This window comes from Hymenobacter coccineus (assembly GCF_001816125.1).
In the GTDB taxonomy this organism is placed as follows: domain Bacteria; phylum Bacteroidota; class Bacteroidia; order Cytophagales; family Hymenobacteraceae; genus Hymenobacter; species Hymenobacter coccineus.
The window spans coordinates 1-8332 of sequence record NZ_MDZA01000102.1 but is presented as its reverse complement, the minus strand read 5'-3'; the positions used below and the strand labels follow the sequence as shown (position 1 = coordinate 8332).

Annotated in this window: 6 protein-coding genes and 1 pseudogene; 4 read left to right on the top strand and 3 right to left on the bottom strand. The window is 65.5% G+C overall.

The features are described from left to right. Positions 1-174 precede the first annotated feature (174 nt). The 4 genes from BEN49_RS07580 (at position 175) to BEN49_RS07565 (ending at position 5913) form a co-directional block, all read left to right on the top strand. A complete protein-coding gene (locus BEN49_RS07580) occupies positions 175-1056 on the top strand; it encodes an energy transducer TonB (RefSeq protein ID WP_125916615.1) in 882 nt (293 codons plus the stop codon). 268 nt (positions 1057-1324) lie between these two features. Then, positions 1325-2956, top strand: a complete 1632-nt coding sequence (locus tag BEN49_RS30450; protein ID WP_083325884.1) for an OmpA family protein — start codon at positions 1325-1327, stop codon at positions 2954-2956. A gap of 237 nt (positions 2957-3193) precedes the next feature. Next, on the top strand, positions 3194-4651 hold the full coding sequence (gatB, locus tag BEN49_RS07570) for an Asp-tRNA(Asn)/Glu-tRNA(Gln) amidotransferase subunit GatB (protein ID WP_070742443.1): 1458 nt from the start codon (positions 3194-3196) through the stop codon (positions 4649-4651). A gap of 137 nt (positions 4652-4788) precedes the next feature. Next, complete coding sequence (locus BEN49_RS07565) at positions 4789-5913, top strand: TlpA disulfide reductase family protein (RefSeq protein WP_158022789.1); 1125 nt, start codon at positions 4789-4791, stop codon at positions 5911-5913. Positions 5914-6080: 167 nt separating this feature from the next. Here the strand turns inward: BEN49_RS07565 and BEN49_RS26695 are convergent, their stop codons facing one another. From BEN49_RS26695 to BEN49_RS07550, 3 genes and pseudogenes are all read right to left on the bottom strand, one after another. Further along, positions 6081-7097 (bottom strand): hypothetical protein, encoded by a 1017-nt coding sequence (locus BEN49_RS26695; protein ID WP_125916613.1) that lies wholly within the window; start codon positions 7095-7097, stop codon positions 6081-6083. Positions 7098-7186: 89 nt separating this feature from the next. Continuing rightward, a complete protein-coding gene (locus tag BEN49_RS07555) occupies positions 7187-7711 on the bottom strand; it encodes an acyl-CoA thioesterase (protein ID WP_070742440.1) in 525 nt (174 codons plus the stop codon). 370 nt (positions 7712-8081) lie between these two features. Further along, positions 8082-8332 (bottom strand): annotated as a pseudogene (locus BEN49_RS07550) (hypothetical protein); the annotation flags it as partial.

Below are 8332 nucleotides of genomic sequence, written 5' to 3'. Positions count from 1 at the left end.
GTGCGCCGGCCCGCATCCGGCCAGCCAGGGCGGGCCCCGGGCGCTGCGGGCGGGACTGGCAGCGCCGGCGTAGGGAGTTGGCAAAAAGCGCGTTGGGGCTTATATTTGAAAGGAGGGGCCCCGGGCTGGGGCCCCCAGCGCCTGCCCGCCGGCCAACCCTACCCAAACCGCTCGATGCCTGCTCTCCGTTTCCTGCTTGCGTTGCTGATGGCCTGGGGGCTAGGAGGGGCCGCGCACGCCCAGGCCGTGCCCGCGCCCGCGTTTCCGCAAACGACGGTGGCCTATCTCGATGCCGACGAGCGCCCGCTGCCGGGCCCCGACAGCGCCGCCTACCGCGTCGAGACCCTGCGCCCCGATAGCAGCCGCGCTGTGGTGCGGCGCTACTACGCCACGGGGGCCCTGCAAGCCTACACGCCCTACCTCGACCTGGGCCGGGGCGTGGTGCACGGCACCCGCACCACGTGGTACGAAGACGGCGGCCTGTGCACCAAGGAAGAGTATCTCGGGGGCCGCCGCCAGGGCGAGCTGCTGGCCTACTACCCCGACGGCACCCTGAAGCGGCGCGACCGGTTTGCGGCCGACCAGAACATGCTCGGGGCCTGCTACGGCCCCGACGGCCGCCCCGTGCCGTACTTCCCCTACGAGCAGCCGCCGCTGTACCCGGGCGGGGCCCTGGTGCTCTACCACGACGTGACGCGGCAGGTGCGCCCCACCGCCACCGAAATGCACCGCTTTGCCCCGTTGGGCGCGCTGGGCTGGGGCAACGCCGCCGCGCAGCCGGGCGGGGCGGTGCCCGCGGTGCCGGGCAAGGCTCGCTGGCCGGTGGGCGAAATCGACGTCGTGTTCACCATCACCGAGCAGGGCGAGGTGGCCGACCCCTACGTGGCCCACTCGTCGGCCCCGTGGCTGAACGAGAAAGTGCTGGCCGCCGTGCGCGGCCTCACCAAGCGGTTCCGCCCCGGGCAGCGCGACGGGCAAACCGTGCGCGCTACCTGCCGCGTGCCGGTTGTGTTTTACGTCACGCCGGGGCAGGGCTCCGGCCCGCGGCGGCTGTGAAGCCCGCCGGGGCCCTGCCCACCGGTTTTTTCTGCCGCGCATGGCTGGGTTGCCTAAGTCCGGAGCCCGGCTTCCCCATGCCCGGGGGCTAGCACCTGTGCGCTGCGGGGCCCCGAATGTTATTTCTTGGTTATCAATGGGGGCGGACCCGAACAGCAGTTTGCCGTAATTCGTTAATCGGCACGGTTATGCAACTTGTGCGCTGTAAATTTGCGCATCGTTAGACACGCCTACCAATGGGAAAATTCCCCGCTTCTTACTTTTTCTTATGAAACACCTATTATCTACAACAACTTTGGTGGGCTTGGGCCTGCTGGCCGCGGCACCGCGCAGCCAGGCCCAGTCGGCCGATAAGAAGTTTGGCATCAGCGGGTACGCCACCACGCTCCAGTACATGGGCGACATGGGCAACACCTACTTTAAAGCCAAGAACAACACCTACGGCGGCGGCCTCACCCTGAGCCGCTACATCAGCAAAGGCTTCGACATCAACCTGTCGGCCAACCAGTCCACGCTGCGCTTCCCGTCGCCCACGGGCGCCTTTGCCAACAACGGCACCCGCTTCTACGCCAACATCAGCACCTACGGCCTGGGCTTCAAGTTCAAGCTGCCCCTGAAGGACGAAGCCGTTATCCGCCCCTACTTCCTGATCCAGCCGGGCGTGGCCCGCGTCAACTCCGACCGCTACGCCTCGCCGACGGCCGCTGCTAACCACCTCGATTTCACGTCCTTTGACGCCCAGGGCGCCGTCGGCCTGGACTTCCGCATCACGCCGGGCTTTAGCCTGTTTGCCCAGGCGGGCGAGCACATGCTCGTCACCGGCGACGACAAGCTCGACGGCTCGGCCAGCAACGCCGAAGGCTTTTACTACAACCACGACCGCTACCTGCAATTCTCGGCCGGCCTGACTGCCAACATCGGCAAAGCCAAGGACACCGATGGCGACGGCGTATCAGACCGCAAAGACAAGTGCCCCGACACGCCCGCCGGCGTGAAAGTGGACGAGAACGGTTGCCCGGTTGACACGGACGGCGACGGCGTGGCCGACTACCAGGACAAGTGCCCCGACGTGAAAGGCCTGGCCGCTCTGCAAGGCTGCCCCGACGCCGATGGTGACGGCGTGGCCGATGCCGACGACAAGTGCCCCAACACCCCCGCCGGTACCAAAGTCGACGCCAGCGGCTGCCCGCTGGATGCGGACGGTGACGGCGTGGCCGACTACCTCGACAAGTGCCCCAACACGCCCGCTGGCGTGAAAGTGGACGCCAACGGCTGCCCGCTTGACCGCGACGGCGATGGTGTAGCCGACTACGAAGACCGCTGCCCCGACCGTGCCGGCCCCGCCAGCAACAAGGGCTGCCCCGAGATGAAGGCGGAGACCAAGAAGGTGCTCAACGAGGCCACGAAGTACATCAACTTCGACTTCAACAAGTCGACCCTTAAAGCCACGTCGTACCCCAAGCTGGAGCAGATGGTGCAGATCATGAACGAGTACCCCGACTACTCGCTCAGCATTGCTGGCCACACCGACAGCAAAGGCGATGACAACTACAACCTGCGCCTGAGCTACGAGCGTGCCGCCGCGGCCCGCAAGTACATGCTGGATAAAGGCATCCCCGCCGAGCGCATCGAGAGCCGTGGCTACGGCGAAACCCACCCGGTGGCCGACAACAAGACGGCCGCCGGCCAGGCCCTGAACCGCCGCGTGGACTTCGACCCCTACCTCACCGGCGAAACCAACGCCGCCGAAGTAAAGTACGGCCCGGCGCCCACCATCAGCGAGCTGAAAGCCGAAGGCAAGAAGCTGCCGGGTAAAAAGACCATCGGTACGGGCTCGCCCCGCAGCCGCAAGGCCCCAGTGAAGAAGGCCCCCGCCAAAAAGGCGCCGGCTAAGAAGTAAGGCCGCCGGGGCCCCGGCCCCGCTACCTTGGTTAAAGCAGCCCGCTCGTATTGAGCGGGCTGCTTTTTTTTGGCCCGGCGCGTAGCAAATGCTTCCGGTGCCAGGCCAAAAATTGGGGCCCCGGGGGCCCAAACCCGCGCCAGGGCCCCGCCCGAACAAAACCGGGGCCCGAATCGGTTTTAACTTGCGGCCGGGTTGCGGCGGCATTGGCCGCGGCCCGCTCATCAGCTGTATTATATGGACGACGCCCTGCTTGCCAAGTACCAGCCCGTGATTGGGCTGGAAGTACACGCCCAGCTGCTCACGCGCAGCAAAATGTATTCGTCCGATGAGAACGAGTACGGCGTGGCCCCCAACACCAACCTCTCGGTCATCACCCTGGGCCACCCCGGCACCCTGCCCAAAGTGAACCGCACCGCCGTGGACTTCGCCATGAAAATGGGCCTGGCCACCAACTGCCACATCCGGCGCGACAACCTGTTTGCCCGCAAAAACTACTTTTACCCCGACCTGCCCAAGGGCTACCAGATTACGCAGGACAAAACCCCGATTTGCTACGACGGCCACCTCGACGTGCGCGTGGGCGACGAAGTGAAGCGCATCGGCGTCACGCGCATCCACCTGGAGGAGGACGCGGGCAAGAGCATGCACCTGGCCGGCGAAACCGAAACCCTGGTGGACCTGAACCGCGCCGGCGTGCCGCTGATTGAGATTGTGAGCGAGCCCGACATCCGCACCGGCGAAGAAGCCTACGCTTACCTCACCGAAATCAAGAAGCTGGTGGAGTACCTCGGCATCTGCGACGGCAACATGGAGGAAGGCTCGCTGCGCTGCGACGCCAACATCTCGGTGATGCTGCACGGGGCCCCCGAGTTTGGGATGAAGGTGGAGGTGAAGAACATGAACTCCTTCCGCAACGTGCAGCGCGCCATTGCCTACGAGATTGAGCGCCAGATTGCCATCGTGGAGGCCGGCGAGGAGGTGGCCAGCGAAACCCGTGGTTTCGACGCCGTGACGGGCACCACCAACGGCCAGCGCAGCAAGGAGACGATGAACGACTACCGCTACTTCCCTGAGCCCGACCTGCCGCCGCTCGTCATCGACGACGCCTGGCTGCACCGCATCCAGGCCGAGCTGCCGGCCTTGCCGCAGCAGCTCTACGCCCGCTTCACCGGCGAGCTGGGGCTGAGCGACTACGACGCCTCGGTGCTGATTGACCAAAAGGAAGTGGCGCAGTACTTCGACGGCCTGGCCCGCCTCACGCCCAACGCCAAGGCCGCCGCCAACTGGGTGATGGGCCCCGTGAAGTCGTACCTTAACGAGCGGGCCCTGGCCATTGAGGACTTTCCTCTGGACCCCGCCCAGCTCGCCGGCATCATTGAACTGATTGACGAGGACAAGATTAATTACTCGGTGGCCAGCAAGCAGTTATTTCCGTATCTGCTGGAGCACCCCACGGCCAACGCCACCGGCGCGGCCGAGGCGCTGGGCCTGCTCAGCAAGACCGACGGCGACGAGCTGGGGGCCCTGGTGGCCCAGGTGCTGGCCGCCAACCCGGCCAAAGTAGCCGAGTACCGGGCCGGCAAAAAGTCGCTCACCGGCATGTTTATGGGCGAGCTCATGAAGCTCACCGGCGGCAAGGCCGACCCCAAGCAGGCCAACCAGCTGCTGCGCGCCGCATTGGATGCCGGCTAGGGCCCCGGGCCCGGCCAGGGCCCGGACCGGGCCCCAAGGTTGATCTTTTTTTCGCTAACAGCCGTTAGGGGAGCCTATTGGTCTAGTAATTGTTGACGGCCTGCCGTTCCTGCTCACTGCTTTACATGCGTTACCTGATGATTAAATCCACGTTGCTGGCCGCCGCTGTACTGGGCGGTGCCAATGCCTGCCAACCCGTTTCGGCGGCGGCGGGCTACGAAATCACTGGCCAGCTGAAAAACGCCCCGGCTGGCACCGAGCTGCACCTGGCCGAGCTGCAATCGAACCAGTTTGTGGAGCGCGCCTCGGCTAAAACCGATGCTGCGGGCAAGTTTACCTTTAAGGGCACGGCCCCCACGGCGGGCCTGTACCAGCTGAAAATCAACGACGCCAACCAGTTGCTGCTGCTGCTCGACGACAAAACCCGCGTGGCCGTGGCCGGCGACGCCCAGCGCCTGCCCGCCACCTACACCGTGCAAGGCAGCCCCGACGCCGAGGTGCTGCGCGAGCTGACCCAGGTGATGGAAGGGACCAAAACGCAGATGGACGACCTCAAGGCCCGCTACACGGCGGCCGCTTCGGCCAACAACACCGCCACGACGCAAGCCATTGAGGCCGAGGCTGCCACGGTGCAGGAGCGCACCGCCGCCCGCGTGAAGGGCGTGCTGCGCCGCCACCCGGCGGCCGTGGCCACGGGCTTCGCCGTCGGCGCTTTCCTGAATCCCGAGGACAACTTTCAGTTTGCCGACTCCATCGCCGCCGTGCAGCGCAAGGCCAACCCCGACTCGCCCTTCACCAAGGAGCTGACGGCGCGGCTGGAGCCCATGCGCGCCACTATCGTCGGTGCCAAGGCCCCCGACATCAACCTGCCTACGCCCGAGGGCCCCAAGCTGGCCCTCAGCAGCTTGCGCGGCAAGTATGTACTGGTAGATTTCTGGGCCAGCTGGTGCGGGCCCTGCCGCCAAGAAAATCCCAACGTGGTGAAGTCCTACAACACCTTTAAGGACAAAGGCAAAGGCTTCACGGTGTTCTCCGTGTCGCTCGATCAGGAGAAGGGTCGCTGGACCAAAGCCATCGCCGCCGACGGCTTGCTCTGGCCCAACCACGTGTCGGACCTGGCCGGCTGGCAGAGCGTAGCCGGGGCCGCCTACGGCGTCACGGCCATCCCGCAGTCGTTTTTGCTCGACCCCAACGGCATCATCATCGCCAAAAACCTGCGCGGCCCCGCCCTGGAAGCCAAGCTGGCTGAGGTGCTGAAGTAGTGCCTTAACCAAGCAACAAGAAAAGGCCCGTCTGCTAGCAGACGGGCCTTTTTTTTAATGAACCAGGGACGGGAATCGAACCCGCTGAGGAACCGCCAAAATGCTTCCTGCGGCGTGCTTGCGCACAACGGTAATCTCCAATCTGCCACCTTGGTTACGGGCGTAATCTACCCTAAAAACATGCGCTGCAAACCGGGCCACAGGCGCTTTTTTAGGCTGACGTCGTACTCCACCATTTCGATTTCGGCGGCGGCTAGGTAGGAGAGGCCCTGGATAGTGAACTGCACGGGCTCATAAATCTGGGTGTTGCGCACAGCCACGTCGAGCAGGTTGCGGCCGAAGGCGACGACCTGCGTGGCGGCCAGCTCGCGGCGCAGGCTGGTCAGCGCCACCGGCAGGTGCGACTCCACGTTCACCAGCACCACGTCGGCCATTACCAAGCCCAGAGCCTGCAACATCTTGTTGAGGAACACGTTGCGGTGCAGCTTGTGGAACTGGTCAGGCGGCAGGCGCACCAGCAGCACCACGCCATCGGCCCGGCTGCCCAGCGTGGTAAAGGGCGTGAGCTGCGCCGGTGGTACCGCCGGTGCAGCTGGGGCCGAGGCCCCAGAGGCCGGCCTTGGGGCCCCAGTTTCTGCGCCCGGGGCCCCAGCCGCCGCCGCGGTTTGTGCCGGTGCTGCTACGGAAGGATTGGGTAATGCCGGCGTAGCGGGCGCTACCGAAACTATCGGCGCCGGAACCACTGCCGCCGGAACCACTGCCGCTGGAACCTCTGCCGCCGGAACCACTGCCGCTGGAACCACTGCCGCGGTGACCGCGGGCGCGGTGGCTAATGCCGGGGCCGCTGCTGCCTGCGCCTCCGCTACCGGGCCCCCAGCGGGGGCTGCTGGTGCTACGGCAACTGGTTCAGTTGCGGCGGCTGGTACTGTGGCCGTTGGCACAGGTGTAGCGGCCGTTTCAGCGGTAGCAGTTGACGCTTCCGCTGCCGCCTCAGTCGAAGCGGCGGTGGCGGCGGCGGGCAGCCGCGCCGGTGGCACGGGCTTCACCGGCAGCGGCGCGGGCGGCACCGCTGGAGCGGCCGTTTCGGGTGCGGCGGTGGGGGCCCCGGCGGCGGGTTCGGCCGGCACGTAGAGCGTGACGTCGGTGTAGAAATTCTGGAGGAAAGCCAGGGTTTCGGCGGACATGGGCGGTGCTTTGCAGTAAGTAATTAGTTGCCGATTACCAGAGATTGTTTGATGAACTACTGGCTCACTGAAATCTAATAATCAGCAACTTATAGCTCTTTCAAATCAAATAAAGCCCTTAGCTCCTGGGCCTCGGTGGGCTTCATGCGGCCGGCCAGCACCAGGCGTAGCTGGCGGCGGCGCAGGGCCCCGTCGTAGAGCGCAATTTCCTCGGGGGTTTCGGGTACGGCCTCGGGCACGTCGATGGGCCGGCCCGACTGGTCGACGGCCACGAAGGTGAAGAACGCCTCGTTGGTTTTGAACTTGGTGCCGTTGGGAATGTCCTCGGCCCACACGTCGATGTGCACTTCCATGCTGGAAGCGAATGCGCGCGTGACCTGGGCCTGGAGCGTGACCACGTTGCCGAGCCGGATGGCGTCTCGGAACGAGACGTTATCGACCGAGGCCGTGACCACGATGCGGTTGGAGTGCTTCTGGGCGGCGATGGCGGCGGCGATGTCCATCAGGTGCATCATGCGGCCGCCCATCAGGTTGTTGAGCGTGTTGGTATCGTTGGGTAGCACCAGCTCGGTCATGATGACGAACGAGTCGGCGACGGGCTTTTGCTTGCGCATCAGGCGGCGGGGTAAAGAGCGGAATGAAGCCGCAAATATCGGGCAGCCGCGCCGGGCGCGCCGGTCCGGGCCCCAAAACGGGCCCGCCGGGGCCCCAACTGCCCACCGTAAGTACCCCGTCCGAGTTAATCGAGTCCCCATGGGAACACACTGGCGTGATAACTACTAATAAAAAGCGGTAGTGGTCTAAAACGGGGTGGTCCGGCGAATTGCCTGGAGGGCTTCGTCGGGCCACTCTTATTAGAAAACAGCGGTTTTGGGCAATCCTAAGAGCGGCCCGACGACTGAAAAAGTCGCCGGACTACCTCGTTTTAGACCACTTCCCAAAAAGCTAACAGCCATCAGCCGAAAGCCAACCACTTACTGCCAGCTACTGCCAGCCGCCGGCCCCCAGCAGGGGCACGAAGCGGGCGGGGGCCAAGTCTTCGCGGGCAAAGGCGTCGGGGCCCTCGCGCACCACGCGCACCATGCGCTGGGCATCGGCCGGGCCCACCGGAATGACGAGTTGGCCGCCCACGGCCAGCTGGCGCAGGAGGGCTGGCGCAGCCCCGGGGCCCCGGCCGTACGAGGATGCGGTCGAAGGGCGCGGCCTCGGGCCAGCCCAGCGAGCCGTCGCCGCAG

Excerpts from the sequence above, each read along its gene's own strand:
- BEN49_RS30450 (WP_083325884.1), top strand. The coding sequence starts at position 1,325 with ATGAAACACCTATTATCTACAACAACTTTGGTGGGCTTGGGCCTGCTG.
- BEN49_RS07565 (WP_158022789.1), top strand. The coding sequence starts at position 4,789 with ATGATTAAATCCACGTTGCTGGCCGCCGCTGTACTGGGCGGTGCCAAT.
- BEN49_RS07580 (WP_125916615.1), top strand. The coding sequence starts at position 175 with ATGCCTGCTCTCCGTTTCCTGCTTGCGTTGCTGATGGCCTGGGGGCTA.
- gatB (WP_070742443.1), top strand. The coding sequence starts at position 3,194 with ATGGACGACGCCCTGCTTGCCAAGTACCAGCCCGTGATTGGGCTGGAA.
- BEN49_RS26695 (WP_125916613.1), bottom strand. The coding sequence starts at position 7,097 with ATGTCCGCCGAAACCCTGGCTTTCCTCCAGAATTTCTACACCGACGTC.
- BEN49_RS07555 (WP_070742440.1), bottom strand. The coding sequence starts at position 7,711 with ATGCGCAAGCAAAAGCCCGTCGCCGACTCGTTCGTCATCATGACCGAG.